Source organism: Citrobacter sp. wls711 (assembly GCF_005281055.1).
Taxonomy (GTDB): Bacteria; Pseudomonadota; Gammaproteobacteria; order Enterobacterales; family Enterobacteriaceae; genus Citrobacter; species Citrobacter gillenii.
Genome location: NZ_SZXC01000010.1, coordinates 1 through 724, shown reverse-complemented (window position 1 = coordinate 724; position 724 = coordinate 1). Strand labels below are relative to the sequence as shown.

At 53.6% G+C, this 724-nt stretch carries 1 rRNA gene; it reads left to right on the top strand.

What is annotated here, in order from left to right:
- Nucleotides 1-712: ribosomal RNA gene (locus FDW98_RS05640) — 23S ribosomal RNA — on the top strand; the annotation flags it as partial.
- Between the last annotated feature and the right edge of the window lie 12 nt (nt 713-724).

Sequence of the window (724 nt, the reverse complement as noted above, 5' to 3'; positions counted from 1 at the left end):
GTTCTAACGTAGACCCGTGATCCGGGTTGCGGACAGTGTCTGGTGGGTAGTTTGACTGGGGCGGTCTCCTCCTAAAGAGTAACGGAGGAGCACGAAGGTTAGCTAATCCTGGTCGGACATCAGGAGGTTAGTGCAAAGGCATAAGCTAGCTTGACTGCGAGAGTGACGGCTCGAGCAGGTGCGAAAGCAGGTCTTAGTGATCCGGTGGTTCTGAATGGAAGGGCCATCGCTCAACGGATAAAAGGTACTCCGGGGATAACAGGCTGATACCGCCCAAGAGTTCATATCGACGGCGGTGTTTGGCACCTCGATGTCGGCTCATCACATCCTGGGGCTGAAGTAGGTCCCAAGGGTATGGCTGTTCGCCATTTAAAGTGGTACGCGAGCTGGGTTTAGAACGTCGTGAGACAGTTCGGTCCCTATCTGCCGTGGGCGCTGGAGAATTGAGGGGGGCTGCTCCTAGTACGAGAGGACCGGAGTGGACGCATCACTGGTGTTCGGGTTGTCATGCCAATGGCATTGCCCGGTAGCTAAATGCGGAAGAGATAAGTGCTGAAAGCATCTAAGCACGAAACTTGCCCCGAGATGAGTTCTCCCTGACTCCTTGAGAGTCCTGAAGGAACGTTGAAGACGACGACGTTGATAGGTCGGGTGTGTAAGTGTAGCGATACATTGAGCTAACCGATACTAATGAACCGTGAGGCTTAACCTTACAACGCCAAAG